Source organism: Streptomyces sp. NBC_00490 (assembly GCF_036013645.1).
GTDB lineage: Bacteria > Actinomycetota > Actinomycetes > Streptomycetales > Streptomycetaceae > Streptomyces > Streptomyces canus_F.
Window position 1 is genome coordinate 8,747,440 of record NZ_CP107869.1, and the last position, 15,443, is coordinate 8,762,882.

Below are 15,443 nucleotides of genomic sequence, written 5' to 3' on the forward strand. Positions count from 1 at the left end.
CGCAATGACATCCAGCAACGAAACCGGCACCCATGGCGCCGTCCTCGCCGACGACGCCCCCGCCACCGACGGGGCGATCGTCGAACTCCGCAACGCGGGCAAGTCCTACGGCAACATCCGCGCCCTGCACGGTGTCGACCTGAAGGTCTTCGCCAGCCAGGTCACCTGTGTCCTCGGGGACAACGGCGCCGGCAAGTCCACCCTCATCAAGATCATCTCCGGGCTGCACCAGCACACCGAGGGCGAGTTCCTCGTCGACGGCGTCCCGGTGCGCTTCTCCACCCCGCGTGAGGCCCTCGACAAGGGCATCGCCACCGTCTACCAGGACCTTGCCGTGGTCCCGCTGATGCCGGTGTGGCGCAACTTCTTCCTCGGCTCCGAGATCACCAAGGGTCCCTGGCCGATCCGCCGCCTCGACATCGAGACGATGAAGAAGACCGCCGACGAAGAGCTGCGCAACATGGGCATCGTCCTGGACGACATGGAGCAGCCCATCGGCACCCTCTCCGGCGGCCAGCGGCAGTGCGTGGCCATCGCCCGCGCCGTCTACTTCGGCGCCCGCGTCCTCATCCTCGACGAGCCCACCGCCGCCCTCGGCGTCAAGCAGTCCGGTGTCGTGCTGAAGTACATCGCCGCCGCCCGCGACCGCGGCCTCGGCGTCATCTTCATCACCCACAACCCCCACCACGCCTACATGGTCGGCGACCACTTCAGCGTGCTGCGCCTGGGCACCATGGAGCTCAACGCCTCCCGCGACGAGGTCAGCCTCGAAGAACTCACCAACCACATGGCCGGCGGCTCCGAACTCGCCGCCCTCAAGCACGAGTTGTCCCAGGTCCGCGGCGTCGATGTCGAGGAGCTCCCCGAGGAGCAGGACCTCAAGGCGCCGGTGGTGACGACCAAGGAGGACGCGTCGTGAGCGCCCTGGACCGCATCCGGGTCGGCTCCGCCCCCGACTCCTGGGGCGTCTGGTTCCCCGACGATCCCCAACAGGTCCCCTGGGAACGCTTCCTGGACGAGGTCGCCGAAGCGGGCTACTCCTGGATCGAGTTGGGTCCCTACGGCTATCTGCCCACCGACCCGGCCCGGCTGAACGACGAGGTGGCCAAACGCGACCTCAAGGTGTCGGCCGGCACGGTCTTCACCGGCCTGCACCGCGGCCCCTCCGTCTGGGAGTCGACCTGGGAGCACGTCAGCCAGGTCGCCGCCCTCACCCAGGCGATGGGCGCGCGGCACCTCGTCGTCATCCCGTCGTTCTGGCGCGACGACAAGACCGCCGAGATCCTCGAACCCCCGGAGCTGACCCACGAGCAGTGGGCCCACCTCACCAAGGGCATGGAGCGGCTCGGCCATGAGGTGAAGGAGGCGTACGGCCTCGACATCGTCGTGCACCCGCACGCCGACACCCACCTCGACACCGAGGACCACGTCGAGCGCTTCCTCGACTCGACCGACTCCGAGCTCGTCAACCTCTGCCTGGACACCGGTCACTACGCCTACTGCGGCGGCGACAGCGTCAAGCTGATCGAGACGTACGGCGAACGCATCGGCTACCTCCACCTCAAGCAGGTCGACCCGGCGATCCTCGCCGACGTCGTGGCGAACGAGGTGCCGTTCGGACCGGCCGTGCAGCGCGGGGTGATGTGCGAACCGCCCTCCGGTGTGCCGGAGTTGGAGCCGGTGCTGGTGGCCGCGCAGAAGCTCGGCGTGGAGCTGTTCGCGATCGTCGAGCAGGACATGTACCCGTGCGAGCCGGACAAGCCGCTGCCGATCGCCGTACGCACCCGCACGTTCCTGCGGTCCTGCGGAGCCTGATCCCGCGAAGCCTGAGAGGACGGTCATGACCCAGCGCGCACCGCTGCGAGTCGCGGTCATCGGCACGGGGAAGATGGGCGCCGACCATGTGCGCCGTATCGAAGAGGTCGTCAACGGCGCACGGGTGAGCGCCGTCGTGGACGTCGACGCCGAGCGGGCCAAGGCCGTCGCGGCCCGTGTCGACGGCTGCACCGCCTACACCGACGCGGCGACGGCACTCGCGGCGGCCGACGTCGACGCCGTACTGATCGCCTCGTCGGGTCCGGCCCACGAGGCGGCCCTGCTCGCCGCCCTCGCACGCGACCTCCCGGTCCTGTGCGAGAAGCCGCTCACCCCGGACTCGGCGTCGGCGCTGCGAGTGCTGGAGGCCGAGCGCAAGCTGGGCCACCGCCGGGTCCAGGTCGGCTTCATGCGGCGGTACGACGCCGAGTACATGAAGCTCAAGTCCCTGCTGGAGACGGGTCAGCTGGGTCGTCCTCTGATGGTGCACAACCGGCACCGCAACGCGGCCAGTCCGCCCTTCTTCACCAGCGACATGCTCGTCAGCGACTCGGTCGCGCACGAGACGGACGTGACCCGCTGGCTCCTCGGCCAGGAGATCACCGCCGTGACCGTGCTGCGGCCGAGACCGTCCGCGAACGCGCCGGAGGACCTCCAGGACCCGCAGTTCGTGGTGTTCGAGACGGACGGCGGTGCCGTCGTCGACGTGGAGATCTTCGTCAACTGCGGCTTCGGCTACCAGGTCCAGGCGGAGGTGGTCTGCGAACGCGGCACCGCCCGCATCGGCGACGGCCACGCCATGGTCACCAACATGGCGGGCCGCTGGGGCGGCACCATCTCCCAGGACTTCATCGACCGCTTCGCCGACGCCTACGACCGCGAGCTCCAGGTGTGGGTCGACGCGACCCGGCGGGGCGAGGTCACCGGGCCCAGTACCTGGGACGGCTACGCGGCCGCCGCCGTGTGCGAGGCGGGCGTGCGGGCCCTGAACGAAGGTGGCCGCGTGGAGGTGGAGTTGGTGGAGCGACCGCCCCTGTACTGATCCACTCCTGTGACCGGGGACGCGATCAGGGCGCCCCGGGAAGAGCTCGTGTGAAGACGACCATCGGCTGACCGGGGCCGTTGTACTCCTCCTCGACACGCGCCTCGAACCCCAGGCCGCGGTGGAAGGCGACCGAGCCCTCGTTGGTGACCGACGTGATCGCCTTCAGCCGGACGGCGCCCTGCTCGCGGGCGGCCTCGGTGAACGCGGCGTACAGAGCGCGGCCGAGACCGGTGCCGCGGGTGTCGTCACGGGTGGCGATCAGGTGGACGTACCCGGTGCCGTCGGGCGTCACGAAGCCGATGAGGTAGCCGCGGATGCCGTCGTCGGCGCGGGCGACCAGGCAGGTCGAGCCGAACTCCCGCACCAGGGCGAGGAGATGGAGCGAGCGCAGATCGCGGTCGCCCCAGTAGCGGGGGTGGTCCGCCAGGACCCGCTGGATGTCGGTGACTTGGGCGGGAGTGATCTGCACGGCCATGGGGTCGATCATGGCAGGGGTGCAACCGGGATGCCCTCGCGGCTGTCCTTCGTGTGAGGGTGACGGAGGTGCGCATGAGAGTCCTGCTGCCGGTGGCGCGCGGGCTGGCGAGGTTGGCGCCCGGGGTGGGCGAGCCGCTGCTCGGCGCCCTGTTGCTGCGCTGTCTCACGCCCGGCTGGGTCCTGCTGCGACCCAGTCCGCCCGCGCGTCTGCTCGCCTGGGCCGAGGAGGCGGTCGCCGTGGCGCGCCGCGCCCACCCGAGCCGCCCGGTCCGGCTGGCCCGGGCCCTGGCCCTGCACGCGCACGCGCTGGACGCGCTGGGTCGGCACGAGGAGGCGTGCGCGGTGGTGGCCGCCGCCGACGCCGTACCAGGGGCCGGGCTGTCACAGGCGCAGACCGCGTTCCTGCTGCACGTCCGGGCGCAGGCACTCCTGGGGAGCGGCAGAGCCGAGGAGGCGCTGGAGGCGGCCCGACGCTGCGTCGAGATGTACCGTCACGGCCCGGCTCCGGGCGGCCGGGACCGCTCCCTGGGCTCCCTGCCGGGCGCCCTGCGCACCTATGGGCTGGTGCTCGCGGCGCTCGGGCACACGGAACAGTCGGTGCTCGTGTACGAGGAGTGCGCCGGGCTGCTGCGGTCCATGTCGTTGCGGGAGTCCGGCAGGGTGCTGCTCGTCATGGCGCGCGTGTTCGTGGAGCTCGTCGGTGGCCTGAAGGCCCTCGGGCGCCACGAGGAGGCGCTGGCGCTCGGTCCCGAGGCGAGGGAGTCGCTGGGCGGAGGGATGGCCCTCGCGTACCCCGGGATCGTGACACCGCTGCGCGCACAGCTGCTCGTGGACCTGGCCGACTGCCACGGAGCCGGCGGTGACTGGGAGATGGCCCGTACGACGGCCGAGGAGGCGGTGGCCGGGACGCGGAGCCCCGCGGGTGCGGTATGGCTGCCCGTCGCGCTGCGGTGTCTGGCCGACACGCTCGCCGAAGTCGACGCGCCGGACGAGGAGTTGAGCACCCTCCAAGAGCTGGCCGACCTGTACTCCGAGGAGTCGCCGGAGACTGATCCGCTGCTCGCGAAGACCCTGGACGACCTGGCCCGCTGTCACCGACGGGCCGGCCGTCACCGCGAGGCCGTCGCGGCCACGGAGCGCGGCATCGCCGCCTACCGGCGCGCGGTGGCCCGCGACGCGGCGCACGAGCCCGAACTGGCCCGCGTGCTGGCCAATCTGAGCCTTCGTCAAGATGACGCGGGTGACGCGGAGTCGGCGGTGCTGAGCGCCCGCGAGGCGCTCACCCTCACCCGCAGGCTGGCCGAGTCCGACTGGGAGACGTACCACCCGCTCACCGCCCGCCGCCTCCGCGTCCTCGGCCAGGCCCTCGGGAGCGCCGGCGACCTCGCCGGAACCGTGTCCTGCTACGAGGAGGCGGAAGCCGTCCTGGGCGAACACCCGGACCGGCAGGGCGTCGAGGCCGAGCTCGCCACGATCCGTTCCGTACTCGCCGACGCCCTGCGCGCCGGGGCCGTCGTGACCGACCTCGACGCAAAGGTCACCGCCCTGCGCTCCCTCCTCGCCCTCACCCGCCGCGCGGACGCCACGGACGTCCACGCCACCTGCGTCCGGGCCTTCGCCGAGGCCCGGACGGACCGGACCGTGCAGGCGTGGGAGAGGGCGACGGGAGAGCCGTACCCGACGCTCTTCTACCGGCCGACGACCGACCGCGGCCGCGGCTCGAACCCGGCCGCCCGGTAGCTCTCGTCGATCAGCGTCATCGTCGCCACCGCGTCGTCCGCGTCGAGCGGCAGCGGCGTGCCCGCGCGGACCCGGGCCGCGAACGCCTCCAGCTGGTACGTGTACGAGGACCGCGTGCCGAGCCGCTCGGTCCGCTCGCCCTCGGCGGTGCGCACCACGACCCGGTCGTCCAGCTGGGGCAGCACGAAGTTCGGCGCGCTCGCCTCGCCCCGGCTGCCGGTGATCCGGATGCTCATCTCCAGCTCGTCGTACGCCATGTGACAGCGCGCCGACCCGCTGGCCCCGCCCGGGAACTCCAGCTCCGCGTCCAGCCACTCGTCGACGCCCGGCGCACCCGCGCGCTCCCCGCCCCGCGCCGAGACGAGCCGTGGGGCGCCGCCCGCGAAGGGGGCGAGCATCCGCAGGGCGTGGACGCTGTAGCAGCCCAGGTCCATCACCGCGCCGCCGGCCAGCGGCAGCGACCAGCGCGGGTCGGCATCCGGCGGCGCGGGGATCGCGACCAGGGCTTCCACCTGCCGGAGTTCGCCGATCTCGCCGCTCGCGAGGATCTCGTGCAGACGGCGGGTGACCGGGTGGAAGAGGTAGTGGAACGCCTCCATGAAGACGGTCCCGGACTTCGCCGCCGCCTCCCGGACCTCGGCGGCCTCCTCGGCGTTGCTCGCCGACGGCTTCTCGCTCAGCACGTGCTTGCCCGCCGCGAGGGCGGCGAGGTTCCACGGCCCGTGCAGACCGTTGGCGAGCGGGTTGTAGACGACGTCGACCTCGGGGTCGGCGAGCAGGTCGGCGTAGGAGTCCACGACCCGCTCCACGCCGTGCTCGCCCGCGAACGCCTCGGCGCGGGACCGGTCGCGGGCGGCCACCGCGACAAGGCGGTGGCCGGTGATCCGGGCCGGGTCGACGAGGGAGCGTTCGGTGATCCGTGCGGCTCCCAGCACTCCGATGCGCAGTGGTTCCCGGCCCGGCTCGCTCATGCCTGCCGTACCTCCTCGATGGTGACAGGACGGTGCTCGTGCAGGGACAGTGTGCACGCCTCGGCGATCCAGCCGGCCTCCAGGGCGTCCTCGACCGTGCACGGCGAGGTGCGGTTGCCCGCGACGACCTCGGTGAACGCGGTGAGTTCGGCGCGGTAGGCCTCGGTGAAGCGGTCCATGAAGAAGTCGTGCGGCGTCCCGGCCGGGAAGGTCACGCCCGGCTCGACCGAGCGCAGCGGCAGCTTGTCCTCCAGACCCACGGCGATGGAGTCCGTGAAGCCGTGGATCTCCATGCGGACGTCGTAACCCCGGGCGTTGTGACGGGAGTTGGAGATCACCGCGATGGTGCCGTCGTCGAGGGTGAGGAGCGCGCCGGTGGTGTCGGCGTCGCCCGCCTCCTTGATGTAGTCGGCACCCCGGTTGCCGCCGACGGCGTACACCTCGACGACCTCGCGGCCGGTCACCCAGCGGATGATGTCGAAGTCGTGCACCGAACAGTCGCGGAAGATGCCGCCGGACGCGGCGACGTACGCGGCCGGCGGGGGCGCCGGGTCCAGCGTGGTCGACCGTACGGTGTGCAGCTTGCCGAGCTCGCCGGTCTGCACGGCGGCGCGCGCGGCGACGAACCCGGCGTCGAAGCGGCGGTTGTAGCCGATCTGGATCGGCACGTCCTTGCCCTGGATCGCCTTGAGGACCTCGACGCCCTCGCTCATGTGCTTGGCGACGGGCTTCTCGCAGAAGACGGGGATGCCGGCCTCGACACCGGCCAGGATCAGCGCGGGGTGGGCGTCGGTCGCGGCGGCGACGACGATGCCGTCCACGCCGGCGGCCAGCAGGGCCTCGGGCGAGTCCACGACCTCGCCGCCGAACTTCTCCGCGGCGGTCTTGGCGGCGTCCGCGAACGGGTCGGTGAGGACGAGTGACTCGACGACGTCGAGTCCGGAGAGGGTTTCGGCGTGGAAGGCGCCGATGCGGCCGAGGCCGAGGATTCCGATGCGCATGGGGGTTGCAGCTCCTTGAGGGTTTTTACAGGAAACGGGAGGCCCGAAGAGCCTCAGTCGAGTCCGCCGAGCACGTTCTGGTCCCAGTCGATCACCGAACCGGTCACCACGCCCGACCGCTCCGACAGCAGCAGGACCACGAAGTCGGCGATCTCGTCCGGCTGGCCGAGCTTGCCCATCGGCAGCTTCTCGGCTGCCTGCTCCAGCCAGTCGTCCCCGGCGCCGTGGAACGCCTTCTGCGTGGCGTCCTCGCCCTCGGTCGCGGTCCAGCCGATGTTGAGGCCGTTGATCCGCACCCGGTCCCAGCGGTGGGCGTGCGCCGCGTTGCGGGTCAGTCCGATGAGCCCGGCCTTGGCGGCGACGTAGGGCGCGAGGAACGGCTGTCCGCCGTGCGCCGAGGACGTGATGATGTTGACGATCGTGCCGGGGGCCTTGCGGCCGACCATGTCGGCGACCGCGGCCTGCATCGCGAAGAACGGCGCCTTGAGGTTGATCGCGATGTGCTGGTCGAACAGCTCGGGCGTGGTGTCGAGGAGCGTGCCCCGGGAGGTCAGCCCCGCCGAGTTCACCAGGCAGTCGATCCGGCCGTACGCGGCGACCACCTCGGCCACGGACGCCTTGGCCTGCTCGGCGTCGGCGAGGTCGGCGCGCACGAACAGCGCCTTGCCGCCGGCCTCCGTCAGTTCGGCGACCAGTGCCTCGCCCGGCTCCGGCCGCCGCCCGGACACGGCGACCACCGCGCCCTCGCGTACCGCGGCCCGTGCGATCGCGGCGCCCACGCCCTGGCTGCCGCCGTTGACGAGGACGACCTTGTCGTCGAGAAGTCCCATGAAGTCCGGTCCTTTCAGCTCTCGCGCCGCTCGGCGCTCGCCCGCAGCTCGTCCCGCAGAGTCCGCGGCGTCCATCGCTCACGCAGGGCCCGCCGTACGAGGTCCGCCTGCGAGGGCGGGGCCAAGCCGTCGACCGGCGGGTCGCTGTCGAGGTTGGTGGGGAAGGGGTAGCCCTCGGCACTGGCGGCGATCACGTTCTCCAGCCACTCCGCGCCGACGCCCTCCGACGCGCGCCGCAGCAGCACGGGGTAGACCGCGTTGGTCACCGTCTCCCGGTCCACCGTCTCCATGGCGCGTCCGAAGGCCGACGACACCTGGAGCAGGTTGGCCATGCGGCGCACGTCCGTGGTGCGGTTGGTGCCGGCGGCGTGGAACAGCGCCGGGTTGAAGAAGACGGCGTCGCCCTGGGCGAGCGGGAGCTGGACGTGGTGCTTCTTGAAGTACTTCTGGAACTCCGGCCGCCGCCAGGCCAGGTAGCCCGCCTCGTACGCCTGCGAGAACGGCAGGTACAGCGTCGGCCCCGACTCCACCGGCATGTCGCAGTGCGCGACCGCGCCCTGGAGGGTGAGCACGGGGGAGAGGCGGTGGACATGCGCCGGGTAGGCCGCGGCGACCTCGTCGGAGAGGAATCCGAGGTGGTAGTCGCGGTGCACGGTCTGGGCGAGGCCGCCCGGGTTGACCACGTTGATCTGGGAGGTCACCTGGTAGCCGGGGCCGAGCCAGGCCTCGGAGACCAGCGCGAGGACGGGGTTGGCGTAGTAGTCGGCGAAGGTCGACGGGTCGTAGAGGGCGGCCTTCTCCAGCGCGTTCCACACCCGCTCGTTCGCGCCGGGCTTGGCGAAGTGGTCGCCGGCCGTGGCGCCCGAAGCGTCCTGCTCGCGGATCAGTGAGTCGAACACTTTGGAGGCGCGGTCGACGATCTCGTGATCGCGGAAGGCGCCCTTGAAGACCACCACTCCGGGCCCGTCGCAGAGGGCCCGGACGAGTTCCTCCTGGACCTCCCGGCGATGCCCGGCGCCCAGGAGGCGCTCGGTGTCGTACAGCAGGACGTTCCGCTCCACGCCGGCGGCGTGCGGATAGTCGGCGGGGTCGACGGTCCGCTCGACGAGCGCGCGGAAGGAGTCGAGGTCGCAGTCCTGCTCGGACAGCCAGGCACGGTGATGTACGGCGGTGAAGGACATCTGCGTCCTCTCGGTGACAGGGGCGACTCAGCGCTGCCATTCTTGTCAGTACAAACCCGTCGAACAACCAGCAGGCGACCATCAAAAACCCCTCAAGGAGCCACTGAATGGGCCACCCCTTCCCGATCCGGGAGATCGCACGACAGGCGGGCCTCAGCGAGGCGACCGTCGACCGGGTCCTGAACGGCAGGGGAGGGGTCCGGGAGAGCACGGTGCGTGAGGTCCGGCAGGCCATCGCCGACCTGGACCGGCAGCGCACCCAGGTCAGGCTGGTCGGACGCACCTTCATGATCGACATAGTGATGCAGGCGCCGGAGCGCTTCTCCACCGCCGTCCGGGCGGCCCTGGAGACGGAGCTGCCCGCCCTGCACCCGGCGGTCGTGCGCTCCCGTTTCCACTTCCGGGAGACCGGCCCGGCCCAGGAACAGGTCAGAATCCTGGACCGGATAGCCCGCCGCGGCTCACAGGGAGTGATCCTCAAGGCGCCGGACGTCCCCGAGGTCGCCGCCGCCGTCGGCCGCCTCGACCGGGCGGGCATCCCCGTGGTCACCCTCGTCACCGACCTGCCCGCCACCCCGCGCCTCGGCTACGTCGGCATCGACAACCGCGCCGCCGGCGCGACCGCCGCGTACCTCATGGGCCAGTGGCTCGGCGACCGCCCCGGCAATGTCCTCACCAGCCTGAGCAGCGGCTTCTTCCGCAACGAGGAGGAGCGCGAGATGGGCTTCCGCAGCGCCATGCGCGCCCGTCACCCCGACCGCACCCTGGTCGAGATCGCCGAGGGCCAGGGCCTGGACGCCACCCAGTACGACCTCGTCCGGGCCGCTCTGGAACGCGACCCGGACATCCGCGCGGTCTACTCGATCGGCGGCGGCAACATCGCCACCCTGAAGGCCTTCGAGGACCTCGGCCGAAAGTGCGCGGTGTTCATCGCCCACGACCTCGACCACGACAACGACCGGCTGCTGCGCGAGCAGCGGCTCTCCGCCGTCCTCCACCACGACCTGCGCCAGGACATGCGCGAGGCCTGTCACCTGGTCATGCGCGAGCACGGCGCGCTGCCGCCCGCGGGACCGACGGTGCCGTCCGCGATACAGGTCGTGACGCCCTACAACATGCCGGCGGTGCTCACAGGCTGACCCATGCGCCGGTCTGCGCCGACCGTGCCATCGCATCGAGTACGACGGCGCTGTGCACGGCGTCCGCGAGCGTGGCCCCGTACGAGGTGCCCTCCGCGATCGACCGCAGGAAGCGGTGCGCCTCGACCACCTTGAGGTCGTCGTAGCCCATGGCGTTGGCGGCACCCGGCTGGAACGCCCCGAACTCGCCGTCGCCGGGGCCGACGTAGACCGTGCTGACGGGCTGGTCCTGGTAGGCGGTGCCGCGGCTCACGCCGAACTCGTTCATCCGGCGGAAGTCCCAGAACACCGCGCCCTTGGTGCCGTGCACCTCGAAGCCGTAGTTGTTCTGCTCGCCGACCGAGACCCGGCAGGCCTCCAGGACACCACGGGCGCCGGAGGCGAAGCGGAGCAGGCAGTTGACGTAGTCCTCGTTCTCCACCGGGCCCAGCTCCCCGCCGGAAGCCCGGGAATGACCCGCCGTGGCACCGGTCGGGCGGGCCCGTTCCGGCACGAAGATCGCCGTGTCGGCGGTCAGCGACGCGATGTCCCCGAGTAGATACCGCGCCAGGTCCGCCCCGTGCGAGGCCAGGTCGCCCAGTACTCCGCTGCCGCCCCGCTCCTTCTCGTACCGCCAGGTCAGGGCGCCCTCGGGGTGGGCCGCGTAGTCACTGAAGAGCCGGATGCGGACATGCGTGACGGTGCCGATGTCACCGGAGGCGATCAGGGCGCGGGCCGCCTCGACGGCGGGCGCGTTGCGGTAGTTGAAGCCGACCGCGCTGTGGACCCCCGCCTTCCCGGCCGCGTCCGCCACCGCGCGGGCGTCCTCGGCGCTCAGCCCCACCGGCTTCTCGATCCAGAGGTGCTTGCCGGCCTGGGCCATCGCGACCCCGATCTCCCGGTGCAGGAAGTTCGGCGCGGTGACGCTGACGGCCCGCACCCGCGGATCGGCGGCCACGTCCCGCCAGTTCCGGGTCGTCGAGGCGAACCCGAACTGCGCGGCGGCCTCCTCGGCCCGCCCCGGCACCTCCTCGGCGACCGTCACGAGCTCCGGACGCAGGCCCAGCCGCGGGTAGTGGTGCAGGACGCGGGAGTACGCCTGGGTGTGCACCCGGCCCATCCAGCCGAACCCGACGACGGCGACCCCGAGCGAATCCACCATGACAGCCCCTCTTTGGACCGGTCCACAATCTGTCCAGGCCACCCTGGGTCGCATTCCCCAAGGTGTCAACCCTTTGACAGGACAATGGCCCTCATGGAACGGTCCATACCATGAGACCTCCGACGATCCGCGACGTCGCCGACCGGGCCGGCGTCTCCAAATCCCTGGTCTCCCTCGTGCTGCGCGGCTCCGAGCAGGTGCGCCCCGAGAAGCGCGAGGCGGTGACGCGCGCCATGGAGGAGCTCGGCTACCGGCCCAACGCCGCCGCCCGCAGCCTCAGCGAGCAGCGCACCCGCACGGTCGGCGTGCTCCTCAACGATCTGCGCAACCCCTGGTTCGTCGACCTGCTCGACGGCCTCAACTCACTGCTGCACGACAACGGCCTGCACATGCTGATGGCCGACACCCGCCTCAACCGCCGCATCGGCCAGGACATGACCGGCCCCTTCCTCGACCTGCGCGCCGACGGCCTGGTCGTCGTCGGCACCCTCCCCGACCCGGCCGCCCTCGGGGCGATCGCCGAGCGCATCCCGGTCGTCGTCGCGGGTGCCCGGGAGCCGGTCCTGCCGGGCGTGGACATGGTCGCCAACGACGACGAACAGGGCGCCCGCCTGGTCACCGAGCACCTCATCGGCCTCGGCCACCGGCGGATCGCCCACATCGCGGGATACGGCGCCGTCGGCGAACTGCGCCGGCGCAGCTTCGAGGCGACGATGCGGGCGCACGGCCTGGCCGGGGTGGTGGAGGCCAGCGACATGACGGAGGAGGGCGGCTACCGCACCACCGTCCGCCTGCTGAGCCGCCCCGACCGGCCCACCGCCGTCTTCGCCGTCAACGACATCGCCTCGGTCGGCGCCCTGTCGGCGGCCGAGGAACTGGGCCTGCGCGTCCCGCGCGACCTGTCCGTCGTCGGCTACGACAACACCCGCATCGCGAGCCTGCGCCACGTCTGGCTCACCACCGTCGACAGCGCCAACCACGAGGTCGGCCGCCGCGCGGCCCGCTGTCTCCTGGACCGCTTCGAGGGCGGCGGGGGAGCGGGCCGGGTGCAGCTGGCGGCGCCCACGCTGGAGATCCGGGGCACGACGGCTGCGCCACCGCCTACAGACTGATCGCGTACGCCTTCCGCAGCGTCTCGTGCACCGTCCACGTCGTACGGTCGCCCTCCCGCAGCACGGCCATGTCGCCCGGCCCGACCCTCAGCGTCGGTCCGCCCTCGACCTCGACGGTCGCCGACCCGCTGATCACCACGAACAGCTCGTCCGCCTCGGTGTCGGTGACGACCCCCGGCGTGATCTGCCAGATCCCGCGGATCTGCTTGCCGTTCGGTGACTCCCAGACCACCTTCCCGGTCACCTCGGGCGTGCCGGAGACGATCTGCTCCGGGGCGAGAGGCTCGGCCTCGAGCTCGGCGTCGGGGATGTGGACAACGAAACTGTGGGTCATGGCAGGACCCTAGCCCCGGCGAACCGATCACGGCCGTGGACAGGATGTGGGGTATCGGCCCAGGTAGGAGGACACTCCGTCGGGGCCGGGCGGACTGGCGGGGCGCCCGCCCCCGGGTGATCGTGGAGGGCATGGCGGACACCCGGGCTGCTGCCGCGTCCGAGCGGCACGCGCACGACACACGCGAGAGTCTCCTGTTCGGCGGTGTCTACGGCGCGGTCCTGGCCTGCTCGATGGTCGCCGCGCTCACCCAGTACGGCCACACCGACCGGGCGACCCGCCGTTACGACGCCGTCTGGCTCGTGGTCACGGCGCTGGCCTCCGCCCTCGCCCACGGCTACGCCCACTACATCGCGGAACGCACCCCGCACCGCCGCGGTGACGTCCTGCGCACCCTCGTCAACGAGTGGCCCCTGGTCACGGCGGTCCTGCCCACGGTCTTCGTCCTGGCGGGCGCGGGCTGGGGCTGGTGGCCCGCGAAGGGCGTGGAGTACCCGGCGTTCACCCTGAACATCACCCTGCTGTTCACCCTGGGCGTCGTGACGGCCCGCTGGTCGCGCCGCTCCTGGCCCTACGCCCTGCTGATCGGCCTCGTGGACGCGCTGCTCGGTGTGGGGGTCGTGGTGGCCAACGCGGTCATCAAGTGAGGCCGCGCGGGGGTTCGGCCGACGGGCGCGCAGGGGAAGGAGCCCACATGAGCGACGTCACCGACGAGGCGATCCGCAGCCTCCGCACCACCGCCGATCCGCGGCTGCGGGACCTGCTGACCGCCCTGATCCGCCACCTGCACGCCTTCGCGAGCGAGACCGGACTGACCCAGGAGGAATGGGAGGGCGCGATCCGGTTCCTGACGGCGACCGGACAGACCTGCACGGACACCCGGCAGGAGTTCATCCTCCTGTCGGACGTGCTCGGCCTGTCGATGCTGATGGAGACGATCAACGGCGGCCACGCCCCCGGCGCCACCGAGTCGACGGTCCTCGGCCCCTTCCACATGACCGAGTCACCGGCCCGCGGACTCGGTGCGAACATCGACCTGGTGGGCGGCGGCGAGCCGTGCGTGGTGAGCGGCCGGGTGCTCTCGACGGACGGAACTCCCGTGCCCGGCGCCGTGGTCGACGTCTGGCAGGCGAACGACCGGGGCTACTACGACGTCCAGCAGCCGGGGATCCAGCCGCCGGGCAACGGCCGCGGCCTGTTCACCACGGACGCCGAGGGCGGCTTCCGCTTCCGCACCTGTGTGCCCAGCTCGTACCCCATCCCCACGGACGGCCCGGTCGGCGACCTCCTGCGCGCCACCGGCCGGCACCCCTACCGCCCCGCGCACATCCACTTCATCGCCTCGGCCGACGGACACGACCCCGTCACCACGCACATCTTCGTGGCCGGCGACCCCTACCTGGCATCCGACGCGGTGTTCGCCGTCAAACAGAGCCTCGTCCGCGACTTCACCCCGACCGACGACCCTTCCCTGGCCGAGGAGTTCGGCGTCCCGAACCCCTTCCGGCACGCGCGCGTGGACCTCGTACTGGAGCGCTCATGACGGAGTTCGTCCACGAGTCCCCGCCCATGAGGGTCGTCCTGCGCCCCGGCGCCGCCACGACGGCGACCCCCGACGAGGCCCGGCGCCTCGGCCTGCGGCGGCTGTTGGTCGTCTCCGGCACACGCGGCGCGGACACGGCCCGGGCGGTCGCCGACTCCCTCGGCCAGGCCTGTGCGGGCCTGCACACCGGGGCCCGGATGCATGTCCCCGTGGTGGTCGCCGACCGGGCCGTCGAGGTGGCGCGGACCGCGGGCGCCGACGGATGCGTCGCGGTCGGCGGCGGCTCGTCCATCGGCCTCGGCAAGGCGATCGCCCTGCGCACCGGCCTGCCGCTGATCGCCGTACCCACCACCTACTCCGGCTCCGAGGCGACCCCGGTCTGGGGACTGACCGAACACGGCGCCAAACGCACCGGCCGCGACCCCTCCGTCCTGCCGCGCAGCATCGTCTACGACCCCGAGCTGACCCTCTCCCTCCCCGTACCGCTCTCCGTGACCAGCGGCGTCAACGCCCTCGCGCACGGCGTCGAGGCGCTGTACGCCCCGGACGCCTCGCCCCTGATCGCGCTGATGGCCGAGGAGGGCGTACGGGCGATGGCCCGCGCCCTTCCCGACGTGGCCGGCGACCCGGCCTCCCTGGACGCCCGCGGCCGTGCCCTGTACGGCGCCTGGCTCTGCGGCTCCTGCCTCGGCGCCACCACGATGGGCCTGCACCACAAGCTGTGCCACGTCCTCGGCGGCACCTTCGGCCTGCCGCATTCGCAGACCCACACGGTGGTCCTCCCGTACGTCCTCGCGTACAACGCGCCCGCGGTCCCGGACGCGGTGGCCGCCGTGGCGAGAGCCCTGGACGCGGACGAGGCCCCGACGGCCCTGTGGCAGCTGGCCGGGAGCCTCGGCGCTCCGCGATCCCTCGCCGAACTCGGTCTGAAGGAGGCCGACTTGGCGGTGGCGGCCGAGCAGGCGGCGGGCCAGGCGTACGCCAACCCCAGGGAGGTCACGCAGGACGGGGCGCTGGCGGTGCTGCGGGCGGCGTACGAGGGCGGACCGCCCTGACCGTCGTGGAAGAACACGGGTCCGCCCCCGGAGTAGGGAACTCCGGGGGCGGACCCGTG

The 15,443-nt window shown here is 72.1% G+C and carries 16 protein-coding genes; 9 read left to right on the plus strand and 7 right to left on the minus strand.

Annotated elements, in window-relative coordinates:
- Positions 1 to 4: 4 nt before the first annotated feature.
- The 3 genes from OG381_RS39840 to OG381_RS39850 are packed head-to-tail and all read left to right on the plus strand — an operon-like array spanning position 5 to position 2,857.
- Entirely contained in the window at positions 5 to 919 is a 915-nt protein-coding gene (locus tag OG381_RS39840; RefSeq protein WP_327720827.1) for an ATP-binding cassette domain-containing protein, read from the plus strand.
- Positions 916 to 1,815, plus strand: a complete 900-nt coding sequence (locus OG381_RS39845) for a sugar phosphate isomerase/epimerase family protein (RefSeq protein WP_327720828.1) — start codon at positions 916 to 918, stop codon at positions 1,813 to 1,815. The genes OG381_RS39840 and OG381_RS39845 overlap by 4 nt, the downstream gene beginning before the upstream one ends.
- A gap of 25 nt (positions 1,816 to 1,840) precedes the next feature.
- Positions 1,841 to 2,857 carry a Gfo/Idh/MocA family protein gene (locus OG381_RS39850; protein ID WP_327720829.1) on the plus strand — a complete coding sequence of 339 codons (1,017 nt, stop codon included), beginning with the start codon at positions 1,841 to 1,843 and terminating at the stop codon, positions 2,855 to 2,857.
- 25 nt (positions 2,858 to 2,882) lie between these two features.
- Here OG381_RS39850 and OG381_RS39855 read toward each other — a convergent pair whose 3' ends face one another.
- Complete coding sequence (locus OG381_RS39855) at positions 2,883 to 3,335, minus strand: GNAT family N-acetyltransferase (protein ID WP_327720830.1); 453 nt, start codon at positions 3,333 to 3,335, stop codon at positions 2,883 to 2,885.
- Positions 3,336 to 3,409: 74 nt separating this feature from the next.
- Between OG381_RS39855 and OG381_RS39860 the strand changes: the two genes are divergently transcribed.
- Positions 3,410 to 5,077, plus strand: coding sequence for a tetratricopeptide repeat protein (locus OG381_RS39860; RefSeq protein WP_327720831.1), 1,668 nt, complete (start codon positions 3,410 to 3,412; stop codon positions 5,075 to 5,077).
- On the opposite strand, the gene OG381_RS39865 is transcribed toward OG381_RS39860, so the two are convergent.
- From OG381_RS39865 to OG381_RS39880, 4 genes are read right to left on the minus strand one after another with little or no spacing between them, the layout of a single operon-like run.
- Positions 5,026 to 6,048, minus strand: coding sequence for a Gfo/Idh/MocA family protein (locus OG381_RS39865; RefSeq protein ID WP_327720832.1), 1,023 nt, complete (start codon positions 6,046 to 6,048; stop codon positions 5,026 to 5,028). The two genes, OG381_RS39860 and OG381_RS39865, sit on opposite strands and share 52 nt — an antisense overlap.
- On the minus strand, positions 6,045 to 7,049 hold the full coding sequence (locus tag OG381_RS39870; protein ID WP_266885345.1) for a Gfo/Idh/MocA family protein: 1,005 nt from the start codon (positions 7,047 to 7,049) through the stop codon (positions 6,045 to 6,047). Before OG381_RS39870 ends, OG381_RS39865 begins: the two co-directional genes overlap by 4 nt.
- Positions 7,050 to 7,102: 53 nt before the next feature.
- Positions 7,103 to 7,879 carry an SDR family oxidoreductase gene (locus OG381_RS39875; RefSeq protein WP_266820129.1) on the minus strand — a complete coding sequence of 259 codons (777 nt, stop codon included), beginning with the start codon at positions 7,877 to 7,879 and terminating at the stop codon, positions 7,103 to 7,105.
- 14 nt (positions 7,880 to 7,893) lie between these two features.
- Positions 7,894 to 9,060 carry a phytanoyl-CoA dioxygenase family protein gene (locus tag OG381_RS39880; RefSeq protein ID WP_327720833.1) on the minus strand — a complete coding sequence of 389 codons (1,167 nt, stop codon included), beginning with the start codon at positions 9,058 to 9,060 and terminating at the stop codon, positions 7,894 to 7,896.
- 107 nt (positions 9,061 to 9,167) lie between these two features.
- On the opposite strand from OG381_RS39880, the gene OG381_RS39885 reads away from it, so the two are divergent.
- The gene (locus tag OG381_RS39885) at positions 9,168 to 10,199 is read left to right on the plus strand and encodes a LacI family DNA-binding transcriptional regulator (RefSeq protein ID WP_327720834.1); all 1,032 of its coding nucleotides are present in this window, start codon (positions 9,168 to 9,170) and stop codon (positions 10,197 to 10,199) included.
- Here the strand turns inward: OG381_RS39885 and OG381_RS39890 are convergent.
- Complete coding sequence (locus OG381_RS39890) at positions 10,189 to 11,340, minus strand: Gfo/Idh/MocA family protein (protein ID WP_327720835.1); 1,152 nt, start codon at positions 11,338 to 11,340, stop codon at positions 10,189 to 10,191. The genes OG381_RS39885 and OG381_RS39890 overlap by 11 nt on opposite strands.
- A gap of 110 nt (positions 11,341 to 11,450) precedes the next feature.
- On the opposite strand from OG381_RS39890, the gene OG381_RS39895 reads away from it, so the two are divergent.
- Positions 11,451 to 12,452: a LacI family DNA-binding transcriptional regulator gene (locus OG381_RS39895; protein WP_327720836.1), complete on the plus strand. Its 1,002-nt coding sequence runs from the start codon at positions 11,451 to 11,453 to the stop codon at positions 12,450 to 12,452.
- On the opposite strand, the gene OG381_RS39900 is transcribed toward OG381_RS39895, so the two are convergent.
- Positions 12,442 to 12,786, minus strand: coding sequence for a cupin domain-containing protein (locus OG381_RS39900; protein WP_327720838.1), 345 nt, complete (start codon positions 12,784 to 12,786; stop codon positions 12,442 to 12,444). The two genes, OG381_RS39895 and OG381_RS39900, sit on opposite strands and share 11 nt — an antisense overlap.
- A 131-nt stretch (positions 12,787 to 12,917) precedes the next feature.
- On the opposite strand from OG381_RS39900, the gene OG381_RS39905 reads away from it, so the two are divergent.
- From OG381_RS39905 to OG381_RS39915, 3 genes are read left to right on the plus strand one after another with little or no spacing between them, the layout of a single operon-like run.
- The gene (locus tag OG381_RS39905; protein WP_327720839.1) at positions 12,918 to 13,433 is read left to right on the plus strand and encodes a hypothetical protein; all 516 of its coding nucleotides are present in this window, start codon (positions 12,918 to 12,920) and stop codon (positions 13,431 to 13,433) included.
- 47 nt (positions 13,434 to 13,480) lie between these two features.
- Positions 13,481 to 14,329 carry an intradiol ring-cleavage dioxygenase gene (locus OG381_RS39910; protein WP_327720840.1) on the plus strand — a complete coding sequence of 283 codons (849 nt, stop codon included), beginning with the start codon at positions 13,481 to 13,483 and terminating at the stop codon, positions 14,327 to 14,329.
- Positions 14,326 to 15,384 (plus strand): maleylacetate reductase, encoded by a 1,059-nt coding sequence (locus OG381_RS39915; protein WP_327720841.1) that lies wholly within the window; start codon positions 14,326 to 14,328, stop codon positions 15,382 to 15,384. The genes OG381_RS39910 and OG381_RS39915 overlap by 4 nt, the downstream gene beginning before the upstream one ends.
- Positions 15,385 to 15,443 lie beyond the last annotated feature (59 nt).

What these genes read in the sequence shown, in the direction of transcription:
- OG381_RS39855 (WP_327720830.1), bottom strand. Translation starts at nt 3,335, where the DNA reads ATGGCCGTGCAGATCACTCCCGCCCAAGTCACCGACATCCAGCGGGTC.
- OG381_RS39890 (WP_327720835.1), bottom strand. Translation starts at nt 11,340, where the DNA reads ATGGTGGATTCGCTCGGGGTCGCCGTCGTCGGGTTCGGCTGGATGGGC.
- OG381_RS39895 (WP_327720836.1), top strand. Translation starts at nt 11,451, where the DNA reads ATGAGACCTCCGACGATCCGCGACGTCGCCGACCGGGCCGGCGTCTCC.
- OG381_RS39915 (WP_327720841.1), top strand. Translation starts at nt 14,326, where the DNA reads ATGACGGAGTTCGTCCACGAGTCCCCGCCCATGAGGGTCGTCCTGCGC.
- OG381_RS39840 (WP_327720827.1), top strand. Translation starts at nt 5, where the DNA reads ATGACATCCAGCAACGAAACCGGCACCCATGGCGCCGTCCTCGCCGAC.
- OG381_RS39905 (WP_327720839.1), top strand. Translation starts at nt 12,918, where the DNA reads ATGGCGGACACCCGGGCTGCTGCCGCGTCCGAGCGGCACGCGCACGAC.
- OG381_RS39850 (WP_327720829.1), top strand. Translation starts at nt 1,841, where the DNA reads ATGACCCAGCGCGCACCGCTGCGAGTCGCGGTCATCGGCACGGGGAAG.
- OG381_RS39875 (WP_266820129.1), bottom strand. Translation starts at nt 7,879, where the DNA reads ATGGGACTTCTCGACGACAAGGTCGTCCTCGTCAACGGCGGCAGCCAG.
- OG381_RS39885 (WP_327720834.1), top strand. Translation starts at nt 9,168, where the DNA reads ATGGGCCACCCCTTCCCGATCCGGGAGATCGCACGACAGGCGGGCCTC.
- OG381_RS39865 (WP_327720832.1), bottom strand. Translation starts at nt 6,048, where the DNA reads ATGAGCGAGCCGGGCCGGGAACCACTGCGCATCGGAGTGCTGGGAGCC.
- OG381_RS39900 (WP_327720838.1), bottom strand. Translation starts at nt 12,786, where the DNA reads ATGACCCACAGTTTCGTTGTCCACATCCCCGACGCCGAGCTCGAGGCC.
- OG381_RS39870 (WP_266885345.1), bottom strand. Translation starts at nt 7,049, where the DNA reads ATGCGCATCGGAATCCTCGGCCTCGGCCGCATCGGCGCCTTCCACGCC.
- OG381_RS39880 (WP_327720833.1), bottom strand. Translation starts at nt 9,060, where the DNA reads ATGTCCTTCACCGCCGTACATCACCGTGCCTGGCTGTCCGAGCAGGAC.
- OG381_RS39860 (WP_327720831.1), top strand. Translation starts at nt 3,410, where the DNA reads ATGAGAGTCCTGCTGCCGGTGGCGCGCGGGCTGGCGAGGTTGGCGCCC.
- OG381_RS39910 (WP_327720840.1), top strand. Translation starts at nt 13,481, where the DNA reads ATGAGCGACGTCACCGACGAGGCGATCCGCAGCCTCCGCACCACCGCC.